The organism is Variovorax palleresanus (assembly GCF_051144945.1).
Lineage (GTDB): Bacteria > Pseudomonadota > Gammaproteobacteria > Burkholderiales > Burkholderiaceae_C > Variovorax > Variovorax paradoxus_S.
The window spans coordinates 622,718-647,034 of record NZ_JBJNVP010000002.1 but is presented as its reverse complement, the minus strand read 5'-3'; the positions used below and the strand labels follow the sequence as shown (position 1 = coordinate 647,034).

Sequence of the window (24,317 nt, the reverse complement as noted above, 5' to 3'; positions counted from 1 at the left end):
AGGAAGGTACGGAAATGAGGCCATTCGCCATTCATGTCCCCATGCTTCGAAAGAAGGGGATTCCCGAGAAGATGACTGCGTTCTACGAGAACGCGCTCGGCTACGAGCCGGACCCGGATATGGACGTGCTGAGGATTCCCGGCCATCAGAACCTTCTACATCGCGAGGATCGTGGATCCGTCCGGAAACTCGATCGAGGTGATTTGCGAGGAGTTCGAGGACGAGTCCGGTGCCGACATTTCGGGGTGGAGCATCTATCAGGACATCGATTGAACCGGGACGTGCCGATCTTGGACCCGGAACTCAACCCACCCCTCGCCATCGCGCTGAGCCGCGCCTGCGAGCGCTTTGCGCAAACTGGGCAGGACCTGAAGAACTTCGAGATCCAGATCAGCGAGCGGACGCGCGAGAACGGCGAGGACGAGAACGGCGAGAACACCATCGGGATCGCTTTTGTCGCGAAGCTGGAACCGGGCAGGAAAGGCCTGGGCAATGCAAACCGTCTCGGCCGCTCGGTTCTCTACATCGCGTCGAAGACCACTGGCGAGATCCTGCGCGAAGCGGCAAGCCGCTGAGCGCCTTACACAACGGAGAACAGTTTCATGGACAACGACGCCCCCGCTTCGATCTCGTCTCTCTCTCCCATCTCGGGCGCTCAGAGCTTCGCGCTCACCGACGAGCAGCGCCTTGCGCTGATCGCAAAGGCCGAGGCCGGCAATACCGAGTCTGCCTTCCGCCTCTCGCTGTACTACACCTTCACGTTCTCCGACGCCGAACAGTCGATGCACTGGCTGTCGATGGCGGCCAAGGGCGGCCATGGCGTTGCGCAGCACAACCTCGCCTACGACCTGTACATGGACGGCACGGACCTCGAAAAGGCCGCGTACTGGGCGGCGGAGGCCCAGAAAAACGGCAATGACGAAGCCGGCTGGCTGCTGAAGCAGATAGAGACGGAGAAGGTCGTATCCGGGTGGAGCCCGCTGACATGAGCTCGCAGTTGATCATCCTTGCCCACGACATGTGGCGCAAAGGCGCGGGCGGTGCGCCGGCCGGCCTCGTCGGGCAAGCCGACAGCTTCGTCTACGCGGGGCTCGACCTGGGCCTGGTGCAGTTCGCCGGCTCGACTTTCGCGGGTACCAGCTTCACCGCTACCAGCTTCAAGCAGGCGGGCTGGAGCGCTTGCCAGTTCACGGGCTGCAGCTTCACGCAATGCGACTTTGGCGGCATCTCGATCACCGGCTGCACCTTCGTCAATTGCAGCTTCACGCGCGCGAACTTCGACGGCGGCAGCATCGGCGCCAGCACCTTCACGCAGTGCCGCTGGGACGACATCAGCTTTGCGCGCGGGCAGTGGAACGACGTCGGCGTGCTGAACTGCAGCGGCACAGTGGTGCACGCACAGGGGCTGCAAGGGCGCAGCGTGGACTTCACGAACAGCACCTTCGAGCAGCTGGAGTTCCAGGGCGCGAACATCAATTGAGAGGGAACATAAAAAAATGTCAGGGACGGAAGGAACCAAGGCGCCGGCGCAGCGCGAACCGCAGACGGCAGTGGCGCCGCTCAACACCATCGTCAAGGAAGACATCGCGGCGGCGAGCAAGGCGGTGGACAACTGGCTGCGCTCGTTCAGCGGCGGCTACGTCACGCTGGAGCGGCTCACGATGGTGCTCGGCAGCATTCCCATCGTCGGCAACATCATGGCGCTGGTGGATGTGTTCCTGGACATCATCACCATTGTCGAAAAGAAGACCAAGGACGGCGTCGAAGCGTTCCTGACCTGGGTGAGTCTGGGCATCAACCTGATCGGGCTGATCCCGCTGCCGCCGACCATGGCGGCAGCGCGCATGAGCCTGCGGCCCACGCTGCACCTGGTGAAGCAGCAGCTCAAGAGCGCCGCCTCGAATCTGGGCGAGGCCATCGTGACCACGCTGGTGGGGCACCTGAACGCCACCATCGTGGGGGAGCTCGACAAGTTCATCGACGGCGCGATCGCCAAACTCGACGGCATCCTGAAGAGCTGCGCGGACCTGGCCGACAAGATCATCGACAACCTCGTCGACATCCTTCGGCGCGTGCTGGGGCAGAAGGACCTGTTTACCGTGGCCAGGCCCGGGGCGGCGGAAACGAAGGTGCATGACCCGAAGACCCAAAGCACCTGGAGCCGGATGTGGGGCACTGCGGTGCGCTACACCAAGCAGTCGGCGAACTACGTGGCCAAGGCGGCGGCGAACCAACTGCCCGCGGGCGTCGCGAGCCGGGTCGACGGCGTCATCACGCAGATGCTGGACTTCAAGCGGCTGCTGCGCGGGCAGTTATCGAAGCTGGCTGACCGGGAGGCCCAGGCCAGCATCATGTGGTTGCTGAACAAGCTGCGAGATGCGCTGCTGCGCAAGAAAGGCAAGGGTTCGGCCATCGTGTCGCCGCAGGCGGGGGCCAAGGCCGAGAAGGCCAAGCCGGGTGCGGCGCTCGGCCACATCAGCAGGCAGGCGGAAGTACGAGGACCTGCGGCAGGTTGCAAGAACTGCCCGGCCCCAGCGCGCAAGGGCTCTTCGATCAGCCTCGCGACCGGCAACGAGAGCTTCACGCACACCGATTTTGTGCTTGCCGCGCCGCTGCCGATCGAATGGGCGCGCACCTACGCCAGCGATCTCGATGCCTTCGACCGAGGCAGCCTGGGTGCCCGATGGATCACGCCCTACAGCATGCGGGTGGACATCGCGACGCCCTCGCGCGGCGCCCGTCAGGGACGTGCGAGCCTCGTCTATCACGCGGCTGACGGGCGCAGCCATGCGTATCCGGCTTTGGCGGTTGGGCAGGCGTATCGCGATGCGATTGAGGAAGTAACGATCTCGCGTCTCAGCGAGACCTTGCTGGCGCTGGACTTCGGCAAGCCGCTGCCTGCGGGAGAGCAAAGCGAGTGGCGCGAACTCTATGAGCTGGTGGACAGCAAGCAGCCGCACTTCCGTCTCGTGGCGCAGCAAGCGAAGGACGGCATGTCGATCGGCCTGCGTTACGACCATGTGATCGCCTCCACCGGCGAGCAGGTGCTGAGCGACATCGTCAGCAAGCAGGGCGATGTCGTCATGGCGCATGTCGGCACGCAGCCCGATGCGCGGATGGGCCTCATCCAATCGCTGTGGGAGCTGAAGGACGGCCAAGTCGTTCGCCAGCTGGCCGCCTACACGCATGATGCTGCCGAACGCGATCTGGTCGCGGCACAGGACGAGGACGGCGCCAGCTGGAGCTACAGCTACTCGCACCACCTGATCACGCGCTACACCGACCGCACCGGCCGGGGCATGAACCTGGAGTACAGCGGCACCGGTGCCGATGCCAAGGCCGTGCGCGAATGGTCCGACGACGGCAGCTTCGCGCTTTTGCTCGAGTGGGACTCGAACATCCGCCTGACCTACGTGACCGATGCGCTGGGCGGCGAGACCTGGCACTACTACGACATCCAGGGCTATACCTACCGAATCATCCATCCCGACAAGCTGGAGGAATGGTTCTTTCGCGACGACGCGAAGAACGTCACGCGCCACGTGCATACGGACGGAACCACCGACGACTACACGTACGACGAAGACGGCAACCTGCAGACGCACACCCGTGCGGACGGCAGCCAGGTGCACTTCGAGTACGACAACCAGCACCGGCTCACGGGCATCCGCGACGCCGAGGGCGGCGTGTGGAAGCGCGACTACGACGCGCAGGGCCACCTGACGGAAGAGATCGACCCGCTGGGCCACAAGACCGAGTACGCCTATGACAAAGCCGGGCGGCCCGTGCGCATTACCGACGCGAAGGGCGGCGTGAAGGCGCTCGCTTATTCCCCGTCTGGGCAATTGCTCAGCCACACCGATTGCTCCGCCAAGACCAGCCGATGGGAGTACGACGAGCGCAGCCGCGTGACCAAGGCCGTGGATGCAGCCGGCAATACCACCAGCTACCGCTACGCCGCTGGGCAGTTGGAAGAAATCGTGCTGCCCGACGAAACCAGCGAGCACTTCACGCACGATGCCGAAGGGCGCCTGCTCGCACACGCCGACGCGCTCGGCCGGCGCACGCGCTACAGCTACACGCGTGCAGGCCTCATTGCCAGCCGCACCGACGCGGCAGGCCGCTCACTCAAATACCACTGGGACTTGCTGGGCCGGCTCACGGAGCTGCAGAACGAGAACGGCAGCCATTACAACTTCCGCTACGACCCTGTGGGCCGCCTGCTGGAAGAAACCGGCTTCGACCTCAAGACCACGCAATACCGTCACGAGGCAACCACTGGTACGCTGGCCACAGTGGTCGAGGCCGGCCACGCGACCCAATTGCAGTTCGACGCGCTCGGCCGTCTTGTCGAGCGGAATGCCGGGGAAGGCCAGTTGGAGCACTTTGCATACGACCGCAACGGCCGACTGGTGGAGGCCGCCAATCGCGATGCGCGCTTGCAGTGGTTCCATGACCCGGCGGGCAACCTGACGCGCGAGCATCACCACTACCTTGCGAGTGCGCGCACCGCGGTCTGGCAGCACCGCTACGACGAACTCAACGAGCGCATTGCCACCACTCGCCCTGACGGCCACGTGACCCAATGGCTCACCTATGGTTCTGGCCACGTGCACGGCCTTCTTGTCGACGGGCAAGACATCCTCGGCTTCGAGCGCGACGACCTGCACCGAGAAGTGACCAGGGAGCAGGGCAACGGCCTGAGCCAACGCCAGAAGTACGACCCCGCCGGCCGCCTGCTGGAGCAACGCATCTCGCAAACCGGGCGCGGCCCTGTCGATGCGCTGGAGCTCAGCCGCCGCTACACCTACGACAAGGCCGGCCAACTCACCGCCATCGGCGACAGCCGCCGCGGCCGGCTGGACTACCGCTACGACCCCGTCGGCCGCCTGCTCGAAGCCAACAGTCGCCTGGGCCGCGAGACGTTCGCCTTCGACCCCGCGGGCAACATCGTCGACCCCGCTCAGACTGAAGGCCCCCTGCAGCGCACCGCGAACAAGCTGCTCGACAACCTGCTGAAGGAATACGCCGGCACCAGCTATCGCTACGACGAGCGAGGCAATCTCATCGAGCGTGTGAAGAACGGTCGCAAGACGGTCTTCGCGTGGGACGCTTTCAACCGCATGACGGCGGCCACCGATCGTGACGGCGTTACCACCACCTTCAGCTACGACCCCCTGGGCCGCCGCATCGCCAAGCGTTCAGGCGATGCGACCACCTCGTTCGGATGGGACGGCGACGTGCTTGCGTTCGAGAGCACCCAAAGCACTGCCGCGCAGAACGAGCAGCAAGGGCAGGGTTGGAGCGTGCACTACATCCACGAGCGCGGCTCCTTCGTGCCGCTGGTGCAGATCAGGCAGCCGCGCGCAATGGCGCTGAGCAAGACGACCGACGTGAAGGCGCTGATGGAGGCGAACGGCGGTGCCTATGACATCGAGCAGGATCCGCTGTGGAATGGCGAACAGCGAAGCGTGCCGAGCGCCTTCGACAGGAAGGAGATTGCGTTCTATCAATGCGACCACCTGGGCACGCCGCAGGAGTTGACGGACCATGAGGGGAGCATTGCGTGGTCAGCGCAGTACAAGGCGTGGGGCGAGGCGCGGGAGGCCATCAGCGAGGCGGGGAGAAGGGCGGGGTTCAGGAATCCGATTCGGTTCCAGGGGCAGTACTTTGACGAGGAAACGGGGCTGCACTACAACCGACATCGGTACTACGATCCAATCGCTGGACGCTTTGTGTCCAAAGATCCGATTGGGCTGTCGGGTGGGGAAAACGCTCACGTGTATGCGCCCAGCGCGGTTGAATGGGTTGACCCTTTGGGGCTGTGTCCGGTGGGCATGCAACGACGACAGCAGACCCAAGGCGATGTCACTTTGCCGACTGCGAGGGCCGCTCGACGTGCTGCGATGAGGGCCCAGAATATCCCGACTTCAAGAAGCTACTCCACTGTGTTGAGCCCCGACGGGGTAGACGGCTCAGGTGCAAAAATGCACGTGGAAGAAATTCGCGAAGGCGGCCGCAAAACAGGCGGGCCGAGAAAAACCGGCGAGGTCAAGGTGCATCCCCAAGGCCATCAGTTTCCACCGACAAAGCAGACGCCTTGCCCAACTTACGAGCTCCCTCACTACCATGGCCCCGATGGCGAGCACATCTCCTATGAACGAGGGCGCGTGCGCCCTACTAACAAGTACGGACGATGAGCAACTTTTCGATATTTGATGACGCAGGCGGAAAAATTTTTCGCGAAGTGACAGCGGTCGATTGTGAAGTCGATGCTGTTTGGCTTCGGTTTCAATCAGCAATGGAGATGTACAGGTTGACGCTCGAAGAGCTGCCGCTTGCAGGCGCAATCACCGCCTTCTTGTTGACGGAGATCCTGCCGGGTGCGGTAAATCCCAAACTTAGCGAGTTTCAAGGTGCGTTTGGCCGAGCAAAGTTACTGGAAATGAATCGACACAGAACTTTTCGAAGAAAACTGATCGGGACTTCGGAAAGCTTCTTTTTGGATGGTGCTCCTGCTGTTTCAAACGATGATTGGAAAAACTATCTGAGAGCTGTTTACAACTCAACTGCCGGGTTCCTTCTCATCGGGGGTGAGGATGTCAACTCGGTAGTGGAGGACGCAGTTCAGCTTGGGAGTTTTGCGGAATGCTTGAAGCGCTTGATCGCTCACTGCCGTTCCGTGGGGGTGTTCATGGAGGACCACCGTGGCGCGAGAAGTGTGGTTTTCATTGGACGATCTGTTGCAGGCTTGATTGATGACGCCAAGGCTGCACGCACACATGAGTCCGCCGATGCAGTACTCGAGTCCGTGCGTGCGTACGGAGATCGGCTGGCAAATAGCCGATTGATCGAACGAGCTCTGCAAGCTCATTGAGTCTGTTTGCGCCTCGATGACGAGGGCCTTTCGGCTTCGAGCGAGACGATCTGCACCGCGAAGTGGCCAGGGAGCAGGGAAACGGCTTGAGCCAGCGCTGAAGGAATGCGCAGGCACCACCTATCGCCATGACGAGCGCGGCAATCTCGTCGCGTTCGGATGGGACGGCGACGTGCTCGCGTGATTCGATCGTCCCTCCAAATGGCCTTTGGCGAGGAAAAAATGAGCGATGCAGCCATTCTTTCAAGGCTTGGATCAATAATCCGAGCCAAAAAGATCTTCTGGATCAATGGTGAATACTTTCGCGAAGCGAAGTTGTCCATTGGGAGTGTTTCGTCAAGCTGCTAGGTGAAGCAGTGAGTATCGGATTCGATGAGAATCTGGAAAAATATGAAGATGCAGTCGGCCTCTACGACGCGTATGTACGAGCGGAATTGCCAGATGTTGAGACTGCGTTGCTGTTTATTTTGAAGTCGTTTCCCCGCGGAGCCGAAAAATTAAGAGATGAGCAAAAGTGAGTTTCTTAGATCTTCACCGTTGTATCAGGCAAGGACAGCTCAAGTAAAACCTCGACCCGGCAACCGTCGGAGTGGCGCAGAAGAATATGTCCATCTGCAATTGGTGCCGCCAGGAATAAATTTCTCGGGGACCAGTTTGTGAAGGTTGGAGAAGGGAAGTGGCGCAGCATCGATGGCACTCGGCAATTTAAAGTCGGACCTGGCGACTATGCTGGAGGACATGGCATGGGATCGCCGAATGTTTCAAATACATCCCATGTCCAGTTTGAGTTCTTGTCGCCGAAAATGAATAACGGAACGCCACCGGGGAATTTTTTGGCAATGAAGAATGTGCATGTGCCACTGGGGTGTCCATGATAGTTTTTAATTTCGGACCACTCAGCAAGAATGAGTTAACAATCAGGTTTGATGCCAAGGGTGCGGCCAAATTCTTGTCGGCAATTGCGGATATTTCCAAAGGCGAAGGCGAAGGCGAGTCGATAATTATCGATTGCTTCCAATATTCCAGGCGCACAATTGTCGCCGCTCGGATTGAAATAAAAAAAGAAGATAAGGAAAGGCTCGAAATGAGCGACGGGCGTCTGGCGCTCGGCATGAGTGATGAGGCTTTCGAGTATGCAGAATTTCTGTTGGAAAAATTCATCAAAATTGGGGATTTTAGTCCTTCGGAGTTCTACGGATTTTCCCGAAAAAACCGAAAATGCGATACGCAGGTGTTTTTTGTCAAATTCTCTTCAAATGAGCTGGTGATTTCCTCCAATGGGATCAATTAAGTTTCACCAGAAGGCGTCGCAAATTAAGACAAGGCGGGCATGGCTCGCGCCAAGTGGATGAGCAGACAGGGATAGCTTCAAAGATGATGTTCGACTCGCCATCGAGGCGCGTCTTGCGAGCGTCCGGCGCTTCAGCCTCCGGGTTTCCGATAACTAAATCCACTTGATTTAGTCCCTCTCCTGTCCGATAGTCTCCCTGCGCCCGGATGCCGCGTCCTTCGTCGGACCCGCTACCGGATCCCAAGACCGCAGGCGCACGCCGTCTGCCCACGGAGACACACACATGCTCAGCTCCCGCTCCATCCTGGCCCTGGCGGCCATGTCCCTGGCTGCATCGTCGGCCGCCTTTGCCGCCGACCAGCCGGTCATCGGCCTCGTTACCAAGACTGAAACCAACCCCTTCTTCGTGAAGATGAAGGAGGGCGCGCAGGAAGAGGCCAAGAAGCTCGGCGCCAAGCTGCTTTCAGGCTCGGGCAAGGCCGACGGCGACAACGCGGGCCAGATCACGGCCATGGAAAATATGATTGCCGCGGGTGCCAAGACCATCCTCATCACGCCGAGCGACGCCAAGGCCATCGTGCCGGCGATCAAGAAGGCGCGCGACAAGGGCGTGATGGTGATCGCGCTCGACAGCCCGGCCGATCCGCCGGATGCGACCGATGCGCTCTTCGCCACCAACAACTACACGGCCGGCGTGCTGATCGGCGAATACGCCAAGGCCGCGATGGCGGGCAAGCCGGCGAAGATCGTCGCGCTCGACCTGCTGCCGGGGCACCCGGTGGGCGCGCAGCGGCACAACGGCTTCATGAAGGGCTTCGGCCTGCCAGCCAACGACGCCAAGTCGAACGAGCTGTCGAAGTCGCCTGAAATCGTCTGCATGGCCGACAGCTTCGGCGACCAGGCCAAGGCGCAGACGGCGATGGAGAACTGCCTGCAGAAGGCGCCCGACGTGAACCTGGTCTACACCATCAACGAGCCCGCCGCGGCCGGTGCCTACAACGCGCTGAAGCGCGCGGGCAAGGAGAAGGGCGTGATGATCGTTTCCGTGGACGGCGGCTGCCAGGGCATCAAGGACACCAACGCCGGCGTGATTGCAGCCACCTCGCAGCAGTACCCGCTCAAGATGGCGGCCATGGGCGTGGCGGCGGGCGTGGAATATGCCAAAACGGGCAAGAAGGCCTCGGGCTACGTCGACACGGGCGTGACGCTCATCGCCGGCAAGAGCGTGGCGGGCGTCGACAGCAAGGACACCAAGACGGGCGCCGAGCTGTGCTGGGGCAAGAAGTAATCAAGGCCCGGAGCACCTTGATGGCGAAATCTCCAACGCACCACATCCCGTGGGGCGCCCTGGGGCCGTGGCTGGCCCTGCTTGGCGCATGCATTTTCTTTGCGACCCAGTCCGACCGCTTTCTGACGGGCGGCAACCTCTCGCTGATCATGCAGCAGGTGATGGTGGTTGGCGTCATCGCCATCGGCCAGACGCTGATCATCCTCACGGCGGGCATCGACTTGTCGTGCGGCATGGTGATGGCGTTGGGCAGCATCATCATGACCAAGTTCGCCACCGAACTCGGGCTGCCGGTGCCGGTGGCCATCTTGTGCGGCATCGGCGTGACGACGTTGTTCGGCCTGCTCAACGGCTTGCTGGTCACGCGCATCAAGCTGCCGCCGTTCATCGTGACGCTGGGCACGCTGAACATCGCGTTCGCGATCACGCAGCTGTATTCGTCCTCGCAGACCATCACCGATCTGCCCGCCGGCCTCACGGGGCTGGGCACCACTTTCACCATCGGCAGCGCCGAAGTGACCTGGGGCGCGGTGCTGATGCTGGTGCTCTATGCGCTCGCATGGTTCGTGCTGCGCGAAACGGCCGCGGGCCGGCACATCTATGCGGTGGGCAACAACGCCGAGGCCACGCGCCTGGTCGGCATTCCCACCCAGCGCGTGCTGCTGGGCGCGTACGTGGCCGCGGGCGTGCTCTACGGCATTGCCTCGCTGCTGTCGGTGGCGCGCACCGGCGTGGGCGACCCGAACGCGGGACAGACCGAAAACCTCGACGCCATCACGGCCGTGGTGCTGGGCGGCACCAGCCTGTTCGGCGGCCGCGGCGTGGTGCTGGGTTCGCTCATCGGCGTGCTGATCGTCGGCGTGTTCCGCAACGGGCTCACGCTGATGGGCGTGTCGTCCATTTACCAGGTGCTGGTGACGGGCGTGCTGGTGATTCTTGCGGTGGCGGCCGATCAACTGTCGCGCCGGGGAGCCCGCTGATGAACACCGTGGCAAATCCGAAAATCATCATGCAGGCCAAGGGCCTGGTGAAGCGCTATGGCCACGTCACGGCGCTCGACGGGGTCGACTTCGAATTGCGCGAAGGAGAAATCCTCGCGGTGATCGGCGACAACGGCGCTGGCAAGTCGTCGCTCATCAAGGCGTTGTCGGGCGCGGTCGTGCCCGACGAGGGCGAGATCCTGCTCGACGGCGCACCGGTGCACTTTCGCAACCCGCTCGACGCGCGCCGCGCGGGCATCGAGACGGTCTATCAAGACCTGGCCGTGGCACCGGCCATGACCATCTACGAGAACCTCTTTCTCGGCCGCGAGCTGCGTCGCCCGGGCTTCATGGGCAACGTGCTGCGCATGCTCGACAAGAAGAAGATGCTGCAGGAGAGCAGCGCGCGCATGGCGGACCTGAAGGTCGGCATCCAGTCGATGACGCAGGCGGTCGAAACGCTCTCCGGCGGCCAGCGCCAGTGCGTGGCCGTGGCGCGCAGCGCAGCCTTCGCGCGGCACGTGGTCATCATGGACGAGCCGACCGCCGCGCTTGGCGTGAAGGAAGGCAACATGGTGCTCGAGCTGATCCGCCGCGTGCGCGATCGCGGCCTGCCGGTGGTGCTCATCAGCCACAACATGCCGCATGTGTTCGAGGTGGCCGACCGCATCCACGTGGCGCGGCTCGGCAAGCGCGCGGCCGTGCTCAACCCGAAGAAGATCAGCATGAGCGACACGGTGGCCGTGATGACCGGCGCCATGACTGCCGACCAGCTGCCCGCGGAGGCCCATGCCTGATGCAGAAGCTGTTGCTGCGCGCCCACCTGACCTGTTGCGCCCGCGCGGCTCCAACCAGGTCGGCATGCGCCAGTTCAACGAACGCGTGGTGCTGCAGGCCCTGCGCGTTCACACCAGCCTGCCCAAGGCCGACCTCGCGCGGCTCACCGGGCTGAGCGCGCAGACCATCGGGCTCATCACCGCGCGGCTGGAGGAAGACCAGCTCATCGTCAAGCAGGGCCGCGTGCGCGGCCGCATCGGGCAGCCTTCGGTGCCGCTGGCGCTCAACCCCGACGGGGCCTTTGCCATCGGCATCAAGGTCGGGCGGCGCGGTGCCGAATGGCTGCTCATCGACTTTGCCGCGCAGGTGCGCGAGCGCCATGCCATCAGCTACGAGTTTCCCGATGCGGAGCAACTGCTGCCCGCCATTGCACAGCACATCCACCGGCTGCGCGACGGGCTGGGTCCGCTCGCGGTGCGCACCGTGGGGGCGGGGCTGGCCGCGCCCTTCCAGCTGGGCGGCTGGCACCGCACGCTCGGGCTGTCGAAGGCGCAGTCCGACGTGTGGAACCAGATGGACCTGGCCGCCGAGGTGCGGGCTCGCACCGACGTGCCGGTGGGTTATGCGCGCGACACCGTGGCGGCCTGCGTGGCCGAACTGGTCACGGGCCGGGGCCACGACCTCAAGAGTTTTCTGTATGTGTTCGTCGACACCTTCGTGGGCGGCGGGCTCGTGATCGACTCGCACCTGCATACCGGCGCGCACGGCAACGCGGGCGCATTGGCCTCGCTGCCCATGCAGTCCGCAGCAGCAGGCGGTGCGCCAGCACAACAGCTGATTGCCGAAGCCTCGCTCTGGGAGCTGGAGCAACGCCTGCGCAGCGAAGGCCTCGATGCCACCGCCGCCTACGACGACCGCGCGTTGGAGGCGCCTTATGCGGCGGCCACGCAGGCATGGCTTGCGTCGGCTTCGGTTGCGCTGGCCTACGCCATTGCAAGCGGCACGGCGGTGCTCGACCTGGGCGACGTGGTGATGGACGGGTCCATGTCTCGTTCGCTGCTGGAGGCCCTGCTGGAGCAGACACGCGCGGCTCTGGGCCGGTGCAACTGGGAAGGCATCTGGCAGCCGCGCCTGCACGGGGGAAGGGCGGGTGCGCAGGCCTGCGCGCTGGGCGGCGCGATGCTGCCGCTGCACGCCAACTTCGCGCCCGACCACGACGTGTTCCTGAAGGCGGCCTGAGCCGCTTACGGCGTCGCCGCTGCGCGCAGGTTGCGTGGGAATCGCAGCGTGCTCGCGCGTGCGCCCTCGGGACAAGGCCGATCGGTATAGCCGGCATCGCCCTCAGGCATTACGCACTTGTGTACTTCGACGAAGGCGGGCGCAGCCTTGACGGGCGGCTCCGCGGCGGCAACCGCGGGGGCGATTACCGGGGCGATTACCGGGGCCTCGAGCGTCGCGTTCGCCAGCGGCGCGCGGGGTGGGGGCAAGGCCGGTTCTTCGGACGAGCGTGTCGCAGTACCCGGCACGGTGGTCTCGACGTTGGCTGGCATGACCGCGGGTGGCAAGGTTGGCGCGCGCGCCGCGCTCTCATTCACCAGGCCTTTCAATGCCACATAGAAAAGAAACACCGCAACCAATGCGATGGCCATGCAAGGGGCCCAGTACCTGCCGCTCGCAACGTCCGCTTGCTTGAGCTTGTCGATTTCCTGGTGCATGGCTGAACTGAAGCTCGTTGTTCGTGTTCAGCCATTCTTGATGGCTGGCATTGAACACAGCTGTAGGCCTGCACCATGTGCTCCGACGGAAATCGTCTCGAAAGCGCCGCGGATAAAACCGCATCGTCAGGCGCTGACCCCGGTCTCTCGATAATGCGATCCACTTGTCGAGAACCGGAAACAATGAGCTCTGCAGATTTTCTTTTCGCACCTGAGGTACAAAAGCTCCTGATGGTCGCCTACGCGGCGCCGGACCAACAGTTTTCTTGCAGCGAGCTGGCCCAGCGTTCGAAGCTCGACCCCGCCGATGCCGCGCGCACCCTGGAGCACCTTGTCGGCAGCGGCATCCTCAAGCGGCAAAAGCCGAAGGCGGAAGAGGCCGAAACCGTTTCGGTCGATCGCGCGTTCATCTTCCATGACGAGTTGCGCGGCATCGCGCTGAAGTCGTTCGCCGCCGCCGAGCCGGTTCGCTCGATGCTGCGCACCAAGTTCAGGGATTCAGTGTTGCGCGCCTTCGTCCTGGGGGAGGACAAGGACGGCACCGTGGAGCTTCTTGTCGTGCATGGCGAGCTGACACCCGACGAATCCGCCATGAAGGCCGCGTGCCAGAAGCTGTCGAAAAACATCCATCGCCATCTGAAGATGCACGTCATCTCGAACGCCAGGTTCAACGGCCTCGCGCCGCGCGATCCGCTTGCGTCGAAGTTGGCAGCGCGTTGCGCGTTCGAGATCATCGCGCCCGGCGACACCAAGGCCAAGCCGCCTGCCGAGAAGATGGGCCTCCTGGAAAGCGCGAAGAAGAAGCTGGCAACGCTGACGCGCTGACCGGCAAGTTGCCCGCTCAGTCGGGCTTGATGTTGGCTCTCGCAATCACCTTCTGCCAGCGTGCCTGCTCCGCCGCGATGAACTGCGCGAACTGCTCGGGCGTGCCGCCGATGGCCTCGGCCGCATCGGCGGTCAACCGCTGCATCGACTCCGGCGACTTCACGGCTTTCATCGTCTCGGCCGACAGCTTGGCCAGTTGCGCGGGCTCAATGCTGGCCGGCGCGAGCATGCCGTACCACTGCGTCATCTCGAAGCCGGGAAAGCCCTGCTCGGCCACGGTGCCCACGTCCGGCAACTGCGGCAGGCGTGTGGCCGAGCCTGTTGCAATGCAGCGCACCTTGCCGGCCTTGATGAAGGGAATGATGGCGGCCGCGCCGATGGCCGAGGCATCGAGCCGGCCCGAGAGCAGGTCGGTCACCATCGGCCCCGTGCCGCGGTAGGGCACGTGCAGCATGAACATGTTGGCGGTCATCTTCAGGTACTCGAAGGCCAAGTGGCCCGCGCTGCCGTTGCCCGCGGAGCCATAGCTCAGCTGGCCCGGCTTGGATTTGGCGTAGGCGATGAACTCCTTCAGATTCTTTGCCGGCACGTCGGGGTGCACCACGTAGAGGCTCGGCACCTTGGCCAGCAGGCTCACGGGCTTGAAGTCCTTGTTGGCGTCGTAGGGCAGCTTGGCAAAGATGTACGGGTTGACCGCCAGCGTGCCGATGTGGCCCAGGATCAGCGTGTGCTGGTCGGTGCTGCGCGCCACTTCGCTCATGGCAATGTTGCCCGCAGCGCCCGGCTTGTTGTCGACGAAGACGCTCTGGCCCAGCGTGCGCGAGAGCTCTGCCGCCGTCGAGCGCGCCACGATTTCCGAGCTGCCGCCCGGTGCGAAGGGCACCACGAAGCGCACCGATTTGCCGGGCCAGCCCGCCTGGGCCGCGGCCATCGAGGGCAGCAGGCCGCCCAGGGCCATTGCGCTGCCGCCCTGCAGCCACTGGCGGCGCGTGGGTTGGAGGTCGTCCAGGAAGTTGTCGGACATGGTGCTTGTCTCCATCGTTTGTGTTTAAGAAAGCCTGCATCCTGCCCGACGGAGGCTGTCGGATAGTTGTCAGTCAGATCAGGTTGCGCATGGCCTGCGCAGTTTCGCGCAACACCGGCAGCACGCGCGCCACTGCATCTTCGGAGCTTTCGTGGCCCATGGGCATGGTGATGTTGAGCGCTCCCACCAGCGTGCCGTGCCGGTCGCGCAGCGGCACCGCAATGCCGCGCGAGTTGAGGTCGAGCTGCTGTTCCGACAGCGCCCAGCCCTGCGCGCGGATGCGCGCCAGTTCGAGCTTCATGCGTTCCATGCTTCCAATGGTGTACGAGGTGAACACCTGCAGCTGCCGGGTGGCCAGCCACTCGGACAACTCGGCCTCGCCGCGCAGCGCAAGCATCAGCATGCCGGCCGCCGTGACCTGCGCCGGCACACGCGCGCCCAGCACGTAGCCCGTGCTCATGCTTCGGTTGGGGCCGTTGCGGGCGATGTAGACCACCTCGTCGCCGTCCATCACGCTCAGGTAGGCGATCTCGTGCGTGCCGGCCGCCACGCGCTGCAAGAAGGGCTGAACGATGCGCGGCAGGCGTGCCGAGTCGAGATACGACTGCCCCAGCCGCAGCACGCGCGGCGTGAGCCAGAACAGCTTGCCATCGCTCGCCACGTAGCCCATGTGCTGCAGGGTCAGCAGGTAGCGCCGTGCGGCCGTGCGCGTCATGCCGGTGCGCTCGCCGGCCTGGCTGGCGGTCAGGCGCGGATGGGCGTCGTCGAAAGCTTCGATGATGCTCACGCCGCGTTCCAGGCCGGCGATCCAGTCGCGCTTGTCGAGGCCGGCCGGCGCGGGAGAAAGATCGGTGAGATCGGTGCTCATGGCCGGAAGTGTGCAGGCGCGGCGGCCGTCACCGCAGCTGGCCTCGATCGGGATAAACCCGGCTTTTGTACGATAAACGAACGCATTGGCACGATTGTCGGCCAAATTAGGCCTAGCCCGAGGGTGACCGGCGTGGCGAGATGGATAGAGTTCGGCTTGGCAATGGCCTTGGAGCGATTGCCGCACAAACGAGGCAAGACATGACCACCTCCATCACTGGCAGCACCCTGGCGTACCTGATCCCCGGCGACCCCGTGCGCAACGTGCGCCTGCCGAGGTTGTTCAATGCCGTCTTCGACCATTTCGGCATCGATGCGGTGCTGCTGCCCGTGCAGGTGCCGCTGCGCGACTTCGCGGTGTTCTTCAAATCGGCCTTCCTTGCCCGCAACGTGCGCGGCATGGTGATCGCGCCGCCGCACAAGCCGCTGGTGGTCGACCTGCTCGACGGCTGTGGCCTGTTCGGCCGCGTGGCGGGCTCGGTCAACGTGGTGCGCCGCACCGAGAACAACGAACTGGAGGGCGACCTGTTCGACGGCGAAGGCCTCGTGGGCGCGCTGGACCACTTCAACATTCCGTTTCGCGGCAAGCGGGTGCTGATTCTTGGCGCGGGCGTGAGCGCGGCCGCCATCGGCGTGGCGCTGGCCGAAGGCGGCACGGTCGATGGCGCCGAGCACATTGCCTTCTATGACACCTCGGCCGGCAAGGCCGCCGGCGTCGCGGCCAAGCTCGACGCGTTCTTCGATGCCGACGTGACTGTCGCCGACAGCAACGCGCCCGAAGGCTACGACCTGGTGATCAACGCCACGCCGCTTGGACTGGATGAGAACGACGCGCTGCCTGTCGACGTCGCCCGCATGGACCGCCATGCCGCGCTGTTCGACATCCTGCTGCGCAACCAGCCGACGCCTCTGGTGCGCGCGGCGCGTGCGCGCGGCCTCAACGCGCAGGCCGGCTTCGAGATGCTGATCCAGCAGATGCCGCACTACCTCGGGTACTTTGGCCATGCCGATGCGGCGCAGGGCGTGCGCGACGACGCCGACTTTCTGCGCGAGATCGTCTATCCGCCGGCCATGCACGCGGAGATTGCCACCCCCCTGCGCTATCACTCGGACAACGTCGCCTGATATGCCTGCGCAACACGACCGAGCAGAAAAAATTTCAACAGGAGACAAACAATGACAAGAATCTTCTCGTGGTACTGCCGGGGGCTCGAAGGGCTCATGGCGCTGATGCTGGCCATCATGGTGGTCATGGTGTTCGGCAACGTCGTGCTGCGCTACGGCTTCAATTCGGGCATCACCGTGTCGGAGGAAGTGTCGCGCTGGCTCTTCGTCTGGATGACCTTTCTCGGTGCCATCGTCGCGGTGCGCGAGCACGCCCACCTGGGCACCGACATGCTGATCTCCAAGCTGCCCACCTGGGGCAAGAAGCTGTGCCTGTATCTGTCGCACGGGTTGATGCTGTTCGCCTCGTACCTGCTGCTCACGGGCAGCTGGCAGCAGACGCTGATCAACTGGGACGTGAGCGCACCCACCACCGGCGCCTCCGTCGGCATCTTCTATTTCGTCGGCGTGGTGTTCGGCGTCTCGGCCATCGTGTTCCTGCTGTACGACCTCTGGCTTGCACTGAGCGGGAAGCTCAGCGACGCCGAACTCGTGATGGTGCACGAGTCGGAAGAGCAGGGCGACATCGACCGCATCAACGCCGAACTCGCGCGCCGCGATGCCGAAGAGGCCATCGCACGCCAGCGCGGCAGCAACAACGCACGAGGCAACTGACATGACGATCGCCATCTTTCTCGGTGCCCTGCTGGGTGCCATGGCCATCGGCGTGCCGATCGCCTATTCGCTGCTGCTGTGCGGCGTCGCGCTGATGTGGCACCTCGACCTGTTCGATGCCCAGATCCTGGCGCAGAACGTGATCAACGGCGCCGACAGCTTTCCGCTCCTGGCCGTGCCCTTCTTCATGCTGGCCGGCGAGGCCATGAACCAGGGCGGGCTGTCGCGGCGCATCGTGAACCTCGCGCTGGCCGTGGTAGGCCATGTGCGCGGCGGGCTCGGCTACGTGGCGATCGTCGCGGCCTGCATCCTGTCGGCCCTGTCGGGCTCCGCGGTGGCCGATGCGGCCGCGCTGTCGGCGCTGCTGATCCCGATGATGGTGGCCGCCGGGCACGACAAGGCGCGCTCGGGCGGCCTGATCGCGGCGTCCGGCGTGATCGGCCCGATCATCCCGCCCTCGATCGGATTCGTGATCTTCGGTGTCGCTGCCAACGTGTCGATCTCCAAGCTGTTTCTTGCGGGCATCTTCCCGGGCATCCTGATCGGTGCCTCGCTCTGGTTCACCTGGTGGTGGCTGGTGCGCAAGGAAAAAGTGCTGCCGCCGCCGCGCAAGTCCAAGGGCGAGATGCTCACCGCGCTGCGCGAAGCGACCTGGGCGCTGCTGCTGCCGCTGATCATCCTGGTGGGCTTGCGCTTCGGCATCTTCACGCCCACCGAGGCGGCCGTGGTGGCCGCGGTCTACGCGATCTTCGTGGCCACGGTGGTCTACCGCGAGCTCAAGCCCTCGCAGTTCTACGCCATGTTCGTCTCGGCCGCCAAGACCAGCGCGATCGTGATGTTCCTGGTTGCGGCGGCCATGGTCTCGGCCTGGCTCATCACCGTGGCCGACCTGCCGGCCAAGCTGGTCGCGCTGCTCGAACCGCTGATCGCGAGCCCGACGCTGCTGTTGATCGTGATCATGGTGCTGGTGATGGCGGTCGGCACCGCGATGGACATGACGCCCACCATCCTGATCCTCACGCCGGTGCTGATGCCGGTCATCAAGGCGGCGGGCATCGATCCGATCTACTTTGGCGTGCTGTTCATCATCAACAACTCGATCGGCCTCATCACGCCGCCGGTGGGCACCGTGCTCAACGTGGTGGCCGGCGTCGCGCGCATGAAGATGGACGAGGTCACGCGCGGCGTGCTGCCCTTCGCCATCGCGGAGTTCGCAATGATGTTCCTGATGGTGATGTTTCCCCAACTCATCATCTGGCCGGCCCGGCTGCTCAGCGGCTGACTTTCACGCTATTCGCTTCCCTAATTTCAACCCAAGGAGACTTTCACATGAACAACTTTTTCCGCAAGACGCTGATCGCCGTGGTCGCGGTCGCTGCCATGGGCGGCGCCGCCGCCCAGGTGAAGGAACGCACGCTCAAGTTCGCGTTCCAGAACCAGACCGGCCACCCGCAGGCGCAAGGCGCGCAGAAGTTCGCCGACCTCGTCGCCGAGAAGTCGGGCAAGAAGATCACCGTCAAACTGTTCCCGGGCGGCACGCTCGGCGGCGACCTGCAGACAGTTTCGGCGCTGCAGGGCGGCACCGTCGAGATCACGGTGCTCAACGCCGGCATCCTGACCGCGCAGGTCAAGGAGTTTGCCGCCTACGACTTCCCCTTCCTGTTCAACAACGCGCAGGAAGCCGACGCCGTGACCGATGGCCCCTTCGGCCAGAAGCTGCTTGCCAGGCTGGACGAGAAGAACCTGCACGGCCTCGGCTACTGGGACCTGGGCTTCCGCAACCTGACCAACAGCAAGCGCGCGATTGCCAAGGCAGACGACATCGCCGGCCTCAAGATCCGCGTGATCCAGTCGCCGATCTACATCGACCTGTTCAATACGCTGGGCGCCAATGCCACGCCAATGCCCTTCCCGGAGCTGTACTCGGCGCTGGACCAGAAGGCGGTCGACGGCCAGGAGAACCCCAACACCGTGATCGCATCGTCGAAGTTCGCCGAGGTGCAAAAGCACATCACGCAGACGCGCCACATCTACAACCCGCAGGCGCTGATCATCAGCAAGAAGGCCTGGGACGGCATGAGCGCCGAGGAGAAGAAGATCATCAGCGATGCCGCTGCCGAAGCCACCAAGTTCCAGCGCGAGGCGTCCCGCGCCGCGGCCGACACCGCACTCGACACGCTCAAGAAGGCCGGCATGACCGTGACCGAACTTCCGCCCGCCGAAATGGCCAAGCTGCGTGACAAGGTCAAGCCGGTGATCGACAAGTACACGGCCACGGTGGGCGAGGCGACCGTGAAGGAACTGATGGCCGAGATCGCCAAGGTTCGAAAGTAAATTCAACAGGCAAGCGAAGGACTTCATGATCACCGGCAAGACCACCCTCGTAGCGCACCTGGGCTTTCCCACCGAAAGCTTCAAGGCGCCGATGATTTACAACCCCTGGTTCGAGAAGCAGGGCATCGATGCGGTCGTGGTGCCGATGGGCGTGAAGCCCGATGACTATCCCGCGGCTTTCGCCGCGTTGTTCCGGCTCACCAACATCCGGGGGGCGCTGGTGACCATGCCGCACAAGATCACCACCATGGGCCTGGTCGACGAGGTGACGCCAACGGCGCGGATCGCCGGCGCCTGCAACGCCGTGCTCAAGCGCGCCGACGGCACGCTGGTGGGCGACCAGTTCGACGGCGCGGGCTTTGTGCGCGGCGTTCTGCGCAAGGGCCGCGCGCTCGAGGGCGCGCGCGTGCTGGTCGCCGGAAGCGGCGGCGTCGGCTCCGCGATCGCGGCCTCGCTCGCGGCGGCCGGCGTGGCGCAGATTGCGCTCTTCGACGCCAACACCGCCTCGGCCGATGCGCTTGCCGGGCGGCTGCGCACGCACTATCCGGCGCTGGTGGTGTCCACGGGCTCGAACGATCCGGCCGGCTTCGACGTGGTCGTCAATGCCACGCCAATGGGCATGAAGGAAGGCGATCCGCTGCCATTCGACGTCGACCGCATCGCGCCGTCGACCTTCGTCGGCGAGGTGGTCATGAAGTCCGAATACACGCCGCTGCTGCGCGCCGCGCTGGACAAGGGCTGCGCCGTGCAGGTGGGTACCGATATGCTGTTCGAGATGATTCCCGCGTACCTCGAATTTTTCGGCTTCGGCACCGCCACGGCCGACGCGCTGCGCGCCACGGCGAAGATCAGCTACTGAGGCGTTCACCATGAGTATTTTCGAAGGCTTCCTTTCCACGTCCGAGACGCTCTCCGCCTTCAGCGATCACAACTTCGTCGATGCCATGCTTCGCTTCGAGGCGGCATTGACCCGCGCGCAGGCCGCGCTCGGGCTGGTGCCGGAAGCGGCTGCGCATTCGATCGTCGGCAGCTGCAAGGTCGAGTTGTTCGACGTGGCAAAGATCGTGCGCGACAGCGGCCGCGCCGGCAGCGTCGCAATTCCGCTGGTCAAGGCATTGAAGGAGGCCGTGGGCCTGTTCAATCCCGCCGCCGTGCCCTTCGTGCATTTCGGCAGCACCAGCCAGGACGTGATCGACACCGCCATGGCGCTGGTCACGCGCGAAGGCATCGCGCTGATCGAAGCCGATGTCGACCGCGCGATCGAAGCGCTGCTGCAGCACGCCACGCAGCATGCGGCCACGCCGATTCTTGCGCGCACGCTGATGCAGCCCGCCTCGGTCACGAGCTTCGGCCTCAAGTGCGCCGGCTGGGCCGCGCCCTTGGTGCGCAGCCGTGCGCGGCTGCAAACGGCCGCGCGCAACGCGCTGAACGTGCAGCTCGGCGGCGCCGTCGGCACTCTCGCGCAGATGAAGGGGCAGGGCCCGGCGGTCGTGCAGCGCGTGGCGGACGAGCTCGGCCTCGGCAATGCCGGCGCGACCTGGCATACGCAACGCGACGAATGGGTCGCGCTCGGCTGCGAGCTGGGGCTGCTCACGGGCAGCCTCGGCAAGATCGCGCGCGACATCTCGCTCATGGGCCAGTACGAAGTCGGCGAAGCGGCCGAACCCACTGAGCCGGGCCGCGGCGGCTCCTCGGCGATGCCGCACAAGCGCAATCCCGTGGCCGCGATGGTGGCGCTGGCGGCGGCCCAGCGTGCGCCGCAGCGCGTGGCCGCGCTGCTGGCCGCCATGCCGCAGGAGCACGAGCGCGCGCTCGGCGGCTGGCAGGCCGAGCTGGCCGAATGGCCGCAACTGCTCATGTCCGCGCACGGCAGCGCGCGTGCGCTGGCCGGTGCGCTGCCGGGCCTGCAGATCGACGCGGCGCGCATGCGTGCCAACATCGACACCCTGCGCGCGGAGCTGCCGCGCGAGGCGGCGGACGAATGGTTCGACCCCGCCCTGGCCGGGCCTGCCGGCGAAACGGCGCTCCGGCAAGTGGCGGCATTGCGCGCCCAACTGACTGCGAAAGACACATCCCGATGACCGACCAGGCAAGCACACCTCCCGCCAACGACTACGAAGCCGGGCTCGTCAACCGCCGCCGCGTGCTGGGCGATGCCTGGGTCGACAAGTCGCTGGCCAACCGCAACGAGTTCAACGCCGAGTTCCAGGAGCTCATCACGCGCCATGCGTGGAACGACATCTGGGGCCGCCCGGCGCTGGGCGACAAGACGCGCCGCTACATGGTGCTGTCGATGATGCTGGGCATCCATGCCTATGAAGAATTCGCGATGCACGTGCGCGCCGCGCTCGACGGGCCGCCCGAGTCGCGCCTGACGCCCGAGGACATCAAGGAAGTCATCATGATGGCGGCCATCTATTGCGGCGTGCCGGTGGCCAACCACGCCTTCGGCATCGCAACCGGCATCCTGCGCGAGAAGGGATTGCTGGCCGCGCCTGCGCAGTGACGCGGCCCGGGCTTCGCGAGCGGCGCCGGTTCGAGGTCGGCTTCGGCCTTCTGTTGCCGCTGCTGCTGGCGGCACAGCCCGTGGCCACCGACAGCTACCTGCCCGCGCTACCCGCCATCGCAAAAGAGCTGGGCTCGGCCAGCACCAGCCTCACGCTGTTCGTGCTGGCCTTCGGCTTTGCGCAATTGCTCTGCGGTCCGCTGGCCGATCGCTTCGGCCGCCGGCCGGTGTTGCTGGCGGGGCTGGGCTGCTATGTGGTCGCCGCGCTCGGCGGTGCGTTCGCCGGCAGCGTGCCGGTGCTTGCGGGCTGGCGCACGCTGCAGGGCTTTTCGATGGCGGCCATCCTCGTCTGCGCACGCGCGGCGGTGCGCGACCTCTACCCCGCGCACGAAGGCCCGCACGTCATGGCGCGCGGGCTCACGGGCCTGGGCGTGGTGGGCTTGCTGGCGCCGCTGCTGGGCGCATGGCTGGTGCAGGGCGCCGGCTGGCGCTGGGTGATGGCGTCGATGGCGCTCTACGCGCTGCTGCTGCTTGCCCTTTGCTGGCACTCGTTCGGCGAAACGCGGCGGCCGCTGGCGAGCGATCTTTCGGCGCCGCGCGGCAGCGCCCGCGCCGTGTTCGCGAGCCGCAGCTTTCGCGTTTGGGCCTCGTTGGCCGCAACAACCTACGGTGGCCTCTTCTGCTTCCTGTTGCTCTCGCCGATGGTCTACATCGGCTATCTGGGCTGGTCGCCCGCCATGTACGGCTGGATTCCAGCGGGCGGCTCGCTGGTCTACATCTTCAGCACCACCCTGTGCCGGCGCCTGCTGCGCAAGCACGGGCCGGTGCGCACCGTGCAGCTGGGCGCCACGCTGAGCATGGCCGGCGCATCGATCCAGGCGCTGGGCTGCTGGCTGGCGCCGCACAGCGCCCTGCCGCTGCTCGCGGGCCACGCGATCTATTCTCTCGGCCACGGCATCCACCAGCCCTGCGGACAGGCCGGCGCCGTGGGCGATTTGCCGCACCTGGCGGGCCGGGCCGTGTCGTGGTCGGGCTTCGGCATGATGATGGTGGCGTTCAGTGCCGGGCAACTTGCGGCACAGTTCGTCGACAACGATTTTTCGAACGGCGCCTGGCCGATGGTCGTGCCGATGCTGCTCGCGGGTTGCGTGCTGCTGGCCATCACGTTCCTGTGGCTGCCGCGTCTTCAACATCCGATGAAAAAGGAATCACCATGACCCGTTTGAATGTCGTCCGCGAAGGCAGCGGCCCCTTCGTCGTGCTGAGCCACGCGCTCGGCTGCGACCTGCACATGTGGGACGGCGTGGCCGAGCAGCTTGCGCGCGCCCACACCGTGATCCGCTACGACCATCGCAACCATGGCGGCTCGGAGGTGGTGCCCGGCGCGCTGCGCGTCGAAACGCTGGCGCAGGACGTGGCCGAGCTCATCCAGCGCGAGGCGGGCAGAGAGCCGGTGCACTTCGTCGGCCTGTCGATGGGCGGCATGACCGCGCAGGCGCTGGCGGTGCGGCATCCCGAGCTGCTGCGCAGCTTGGTGATCGCGAATTCGTCGGCCCACTATCCCGACCAGTCGCCGTGGCGTGCCCGCGTCGAAACGGTGGCCACCAAGGGCGTGGCCGCCATTGCGCCGGGCGCGGTGGCGCGCTGGCTCACGCACGGTTTCGTCACCACGGGGGAGGGCAAGGCCGCGGCCCAGGCGCTGAACGACGTGCTGGTGCGCACCGATCCGCAGGGCTATATCGAGAGCTGCAACGCCGTGGCCGCCATTGATTTTCGCGAGAGCAACCACCGCATCGCCGTACCAACGCTGGTGATTGCCGGGCTGCAGGACGAAGCGACGCCGCCGGCCATGTCCGAATCCATGGTGGCCGCCATCCCCCATGCGCGCCTGGCCACCATCGATGCGGCGCACTTGAGCGCGGTGGAGCGGCCGGTCGAGTTCGCGCAGCTGCTGATCGATTACTGGCGCAGCCTCTGAAAAAAGCCGCTTGCGGCGGGGGCGGCTTGCCTAGGTGTAACCCCTGTTTCGTGCGAACAATGGACGTAGACGTTCG

The 24,317-nt window shown here is 64.8% G+C and carries 24 protein-coding genes; 21 read left to right on the top strand and 3 right to left on the bottom strand.

The window, feature by feature from the left end:
* The first annotated feature begins 14 nt into the window (after nt 1-14).
* The 11 genes from ACJ7Z0_RS06795 to ACJ7Z0_RS06745 all read left to right on the top strand — a co-directional run bounded on the left by ACJ7Z0_RS06795 (nt 15) and on the right by ACJ7Z0_RS06745 (nt 12,452).
* Nucleotides 15-575 (top strand): hypothetical protein, encoded by a 561-nt coding sequence (locus tag ACJ7Z0_RS06795; RefSeq protein ID WP_434789222.1) that lies wholly within the window; start codon nt 15-17, stop codon nt 573-575.
* A 27-nt stretch (nt 576-602) separates the two neighbouring features.
* Nucleotides 603-989 carry an SEL1-like repeat protein gene (locus tag ACJ7Z0_RS06790; RefSeq protein ID WP_431130232.1) on the top strand — a complete coding sequence of 129 codons (387 nt, stop codon included), beginning with the start codon at nt 603-605 and terminating at the stop codon, nt 987-989.
* Complete coding sequence (locus ACJ7Z0_RS06785) at nt 986-1,480, top strand: pentapeptide repeat-containing protein (RefSeq protein WP_434789221.1); 495 nt, start codon at nt 986-988, stop codon at nt 1,478-1,480. The genes ACJ7Z0_RS06790 and ACJ7Z0_RS06785 overlap by 4 nt, the downstream gene beginning before the upstream one ends.
* A gap of 16 nt (nt 1,481-1,496) precedes the next feature.
* Nucleotides 1,497-6,200, top strand: coding sequence for an RHS repeat-associated core domain-containing protein (locus ACJ7Z0_RS06780; protein WP_434789220.1), 4,704 nt, complete (start codon nt 1,497-1,499; stop codon nt 6,198-6,200).
* Nucleotides 6,197-6,877 (top strand): hypothetical protein, encoded by a 681-nt coding sequence (locus tag ACJ7Z0_RS06775; RefSeq protein WP_431130240.1) that lies wholly within the window; start codon nt 6,197-6,199, stop codon nt 6,875-6,877. The genes ACJ7Z0_RS06780 and ACJ7Z0_RS06775 overlap by 4 nt, the downstream gene beginning before the upstream one ends.
* A gap of 356 nt (nt 6,878-7,233) precedes the next feature.
* Entirely contained in the window at nt 7,234-7,395 is a 162-nt protein-coding gene (locus ACJ7Z0_RS06770) for a hypothetical protein (protein WP_434789219.1), read from the top strand.
* Nucleotides 7,396-7,748: 353 nt separating this feature from the next.
* A complete protein-coding gene (locus tag ACJ7Z0_RS06765) occupies nt 7,749-8,168 on the top strand; it encodes a hypothetical protein (RefSeq protein WP_434789218.1) in 420 nt (139 codons plus the stop codon).
* Nucleotides 8,169-8,451: 283 nt separating this feature from the next.
* The gene (locus tag ACJ7Z0_RS06760) at nt 8,452-9,456 is read left to right on the top strand and encodes a sugar ABC transporter substrate-binding protein (RefSeq protein WP_431130248.1); all 1,005 of its coding nucleotides are present in this window, start codon (nt 8,452-8,454) and stop codon (nt 9,454-9,456) included.
* A 20-nt stretch (nt 9,457-9,476) separates the two neighbouring features.
* Nucleotides 9,477-10,436 (top strand): ABC transporter permease, encoded by a 960-nt coding sequence (locus tag ACJ7Z0_RS06755; protein WP_434789217.1) that lies wholly within the window; start codon nt 9,477-9,479, stop codon nt 10,434-10,436.
* Entirely contained in the window at nt 10,436-11,233 is a 798-nt protein-coding gene (locus ACJ7Z0_RS06750) for an ATP-binding cassette domain-containing protein (RefSeq protein ID WP_431130253.1), read from the top strand. The genes ACJ7Z0_RS06755 and ACJ7Z0_RS06750 overlap by 1 nt, the downstream gene beginning before the upstream one ends.
* The gene (locus tag ACJ7Z0_RS06745) at nt 11,226-12,452 is read left to right on the top strand and encodes an ROK family transcriptional regulator (protein WP_431130256.1); all 1,227 of its coding nucleotides are present in this window, start codon (nt 11,226-11,228) and stop codon (nt 12,450-12,452) included. The genes ACJ7Z0_RS06750 and ACJ7Z0_RS06745 overlap by 8 nt, the downstream gene beginning before the upstream one ends.
* 5 nt (nt 12,453-12,457) lie before the next feature.
* Here ACJ7Z0_RS06745 and ACJ7Z0_RS06740 read toward each other — a convergent pair whose 3' ends face one another.
* The gene (locus ACJ7Z0_RS06740; RefSeq protein ID WP_434789216.1) at nt 12,458-12,928 is read right to left on the bottom strand and encodes a hypothetical protein; all 471 of its coding nucleotides are present in this window, start codon (nt 12,926-12,928) and stop codon (nt 12,458-12,460) included.
* 231 nt (nt 12,929-13,159) lie between these two features.
* Between ACJ7Z0_RS06740 and ACJ7Z0_RS06735 the strand changes: the two genes are divergently transcribed.
* Nucleotides 13,160-13,753, top strand: coding sequence for a hypothetical protein (locus ACJ7Z0_RS06735; RefSeq protein WP_434789215.1), 594 nt, complete (start codon nt 13,160-13,162; stop codon nt 13,751-13,753).
* Between the two features lie 16 nt (nt 13,754-13,769).
* Here the strand turns inward: ACJ7Z0_RS06735 and ACJ7Z0_RS06730 are convergent, their stop codons facing one another.
* Both ACJ7Z0_RS06730 and ACJ7Z0_RS06725 read right to left on the bottom strand, forming a co-directional pair.
* Nucleotides 13,770-14,777, bottom strand: coding sequence for a Bug family tripartite tricarboxylate transporter substrate binding protein (locus tag ACJ7Z0_RS06730; protein ID WP_434789214.1), 1,008 nt, complete (start codon nt 14,775-14,777; stop codon nt 13,770-13,772).
* A gap of 73 nt (nt 14,778-14,850) precedes the next feature.
* A complete protein-coding gene (locus ACJ7Z0_RS06725; protein WP_434789213.1) occupies nt 14,851-15,645 on the bottom strand; it encodes an IclR family transcriptional regulator domain-containing protein in 795 nt (264 codons plus the stop codon).
* A 200-nt stretch (nt 15,646-15,845) separates the two neighbouring features.
* Between ACJ7Z0_RS06725 and ACJ7Z0_RS06720 the strand changes: the two genes are divergently transcribed.
* The 9 genes from ACJ7Z0_RS06720 to ACJ7Z0_RS06680 are packed head-to-tail and all read left to right on the top strand — an operon-like array spanning nt 15,846 to nt 24,241.
* Entirely contained in the window at nt 15,846-16,769 is a 924-nt protein-coding gene (locus tag ACJ7Z0_RS06720) for a shikimate dehydrogenase family protein (RefSeq protein WP_434789212.1), read from the top strand.
* A gap of 51 nt (nt 16,770-16,820) precedes the next feature.
* Nucleotides 16,821-17,423 carry a TRAP transporter small permease gene (locus ACJ7Z0_RS06715; protein ID WP_434789211.1) on the top strand — a complete coding sequence of 201 codons (603 nt, stop codon included), beginning with the start codon at nt 16,821-16,823 and terminating at the stop codon, nt 17,421-17,423.
* Between the two features lies 1 nt (nt 17,424).
* Nucleotides 17,425-18,705 carry a TRAP transporter large permease subunit gene (locus ACJ7Z0_RS06710; protein WP_431130282.1) on the top strand — a complete coding sequence of 427 codons (1,281 nt, stop codon included), beginning with the start codon at nt 17,425-17,427 and terminating at the stop codon, nt 18,703-18,705.
* A gap of 47 nt (nt 18,706-18,752) precedes the next feature.
* A complete protein-coding gene (locus ACJ7Z0_RS06705; RefSeq protein ID WP_434789210.1) occupies nt 18,753-19,757 on the top strand; it encodes a TRAP transporter substrate-binding protein in 1,005 nt (334 codons plus the stop codon).
* Nucleotides 19,758-19,782: 25 nt separating this feature from the next.
* Entirely contained in the window at nt 19,783-20,616 is an 834-nt protein-coding gene (locus ACJ7Z0_RS06700) for a shikimate dehydrogenase family protein (protein WP_434789209.1), read from the top strand.
* A 10-nt stretch (nt 20,617-20,626) separates the two neighbouring features.
* Nucleotides 20,627-21,838 (top strand): 3-carboxy-cis,cis-muconate cycloisomerase, encoded by a 1,212-nt coding sequence (pcaB, locus tag ACJ7Z0_RS06695; RefSeq protein ID WP_434789208.1) that lies wholly within the window; start codon nt 20,627-20,629, stop codon nt 21,836-21,838.
* Nucleotides 21,835-22,263: a carboxymuconolactone decarboxylase family protein gene (locus tag ACJ7Z0_RS06690; protein ID WP_055805537.1), complete on the top strand. Its 429-nt coding sequence runs from the start codon at nt 21,835-21,837 to the stop codon at nt 22,261-22,263. Before pcaB ends, ACJ7Z0_RS06690 begins: the two co-directional genes overlap by 4 nt.
* Entirely contained in the window at nt 22,260-23,480 is a 1,221-nt protein-coding gene (locus ACJ7Z0_RS06685) for a multidrug effflux MFS transporter (protein WP_434789207.1), read from the top strand. Before ACJ7Z0_RS06690 ends, ACJ7Z0_RS06685 begins: the two co-directional genes overlap by 4 nt.
* On the top strand, nt 23,477-24,241 hold the full coding sequence (locus ACJ7Z0_RS06680) for an alpha/beta fold hydrolase (RefSeq protein WP_434789206.1): 765 nt from the start codon (nt 23,477-23,479) through the stop codon (nt 24,239-24,241). The genes ACJ7Z0_RS06685 and ACJ7Z0_RS06680 overlap by 4 nt, the downstream gene beginning before the upstream one ends.
* Nucleotides 24,242-24,317 lie beyond the last annotated feature (76 nt).

Excerpts from the sequence above, each read along its gene's own strand:
- ACJ7Z0_RS06795 (WP_434789222.1), top strand. The coding sequence starts at position 15 with ATGAGGCCATTCGCCATTCATGTCCCCATGCTTCGAAAGAAGGGGATT.
- ACJ7Z0_RS06775 (WP_431130240.1), top strand. The coding sequence starts at position 6,197 with ATGAGCAACTTTTCGATATTTGATGACGCAGGCGGAAAAATTTTTCGC.
- ACJ7Z0_RS06700 (WP_434789209.1), top strand. The coding sequence starts at position 19,783 with ATGATCACCGGCAAGACCACCCTCGTAGCGCACCTGGGCTTTCCCACC.
- ACJ7Z0_RS06790 (WP_431130232.1), top strand. The coding sequence starts at position 603 with ATGGACAACGACGCCCCCGCTTCGATCTCGTCTCTCTCTCCCATCTCG.
- ACJ7Z0_RS06690 (WP_055805537.1), top strand. The coding sequence starts at position 21,835 with ATGACCGACCAGGCAAGCACACCTCCCGCCAACGACTACGAAGCCGGG.
- ACJ7Z0_RS06725 (WP_434789213.1), bottom strand. The coding sequence starts at position 15,645 with ATGAGCACCGATCTCACCGATCTTTCTCCCGCGCCGGCCGGCCTCGAC.
- pcaB (WP_434789208.1), top strand. The coding sequence starts at position 20,627 with ATGAGTATTTTCGAAGGCTTCCTTTCCACGTCCGAGACGCTCTCCGCC.
- ACJ7Z0_RS06755 (WP_434789217.1), top strand. The coding sequence starts at position 9,477 with ATGGCGAAATCTCCAACGCACCACATCCCGTGGGGCGCCCTGGGGCCG.
- ACJ7Z0_RS06750 (WP_431130253.1), top strand. The coding sequence starts at position 10,436 with ATGAACACCGTGGCAAATCCGAAAATCATCATGCAGGCCAAGGGCCTG.
- ACJ7Z0_RS06785 (WP_434789221.1), top strand. The coding sequence starts at position 986 with ATGAGCTCGCAGTTGATCATCCTTGCCCACGACATGTGGCGCAAAGGC.
- ACJ7Z0_RS06705 (WP_434789210.1), top strand. The coding sequence starts at position 18,753 with ATGAACAACTTTTTCCGCAAGACGCTGATCGCCGTGGTCGCGGTCGCT.
- ACJ7Z0_RS06765 (WP_434789218.1), top strand. The coding sequence starts at position 7,749 with ATGATAGTTTTTAATTTCGGACCACTCAGCAAGAATGAGTTAACAATC.
- ACJ7Z0_RS06715 (WP_434789211.1), top strand. The coding sequence starts at position 16,821 with ATGACAAGAATCTTCTCGTGGTACTGCCGGGGGCTCGAAGGGCTCATG.
- ACJ7Z0_RS06735 (WP_434789215.1), top strand. The coding sequence starts at position 13,160 with ATGGTCGCCTACGCGGCGCCGGACCAACAGTTTTCTTGCAGCGAGCTG.
- ACJ7Z0_RS06740 (WP_434789216.1), bottom strand. The coding sequence starts at position 12,928 with ATGCACCAGGAAATCGACAAGCTCAAGCAAGCGGACGTTGCGAGCGGC.
- ACJ7Z0_RS06710 (WP_431130282.1), top strand. The coding sequence starts at position 17,425 with ATGACGATCGCCATCTTTCTCGGTGCCCTGCTGGGTGCCATGGCCATC.
- ACJ7Z0_RS06745 (WP_431130256.1), top strand. The coding sequence starts at position 11,226 with ATGCCTGATGCAGAAGCTGTTGCTGCGCGCCCACCTGACCTGTTGCGC.
- ACJ7Z0_RS06720 (WP_434789212.1), top strand. The coding sequence starts at position 15,846 with ATGACCACCTCCATCACTGGCAGCACCCTGGCGTACCTGATCCCCGGC.
- ACJ7Z0_RS06680 (WP_434789206.1), top strand. The coding sequence starts at position 23,477 with ATGACCCGTTTGAATGTCGTCCGCGAAGGCAGCGGCCCCTTCGTCGTG.
- ACJ7Z0_RS06780 (WP_434789220.1), top strand. The coding sequence starts at position 1,497 with ATGTCAGGGACGGAAGGAACCAAGGCGCCGGCGCAGCGCGAACCGCAG.
- ACJ7Z0_RS06760 (WP_431130248.1), top strand. The coding sequence starts at position 8,452 with ATGCTCAGCTCCCGCTCCATCCTGGCCCTGGCGGCCATGTCCCTGGCT.
- ACJ7Z0_RS06730 (WP_434789214.1), bottom strand. The coding sequence starts at position 14,777 with ATGTCCGACAACTTCCTGGACGACCTCCAACCCACGCGCCGCCAGTGG.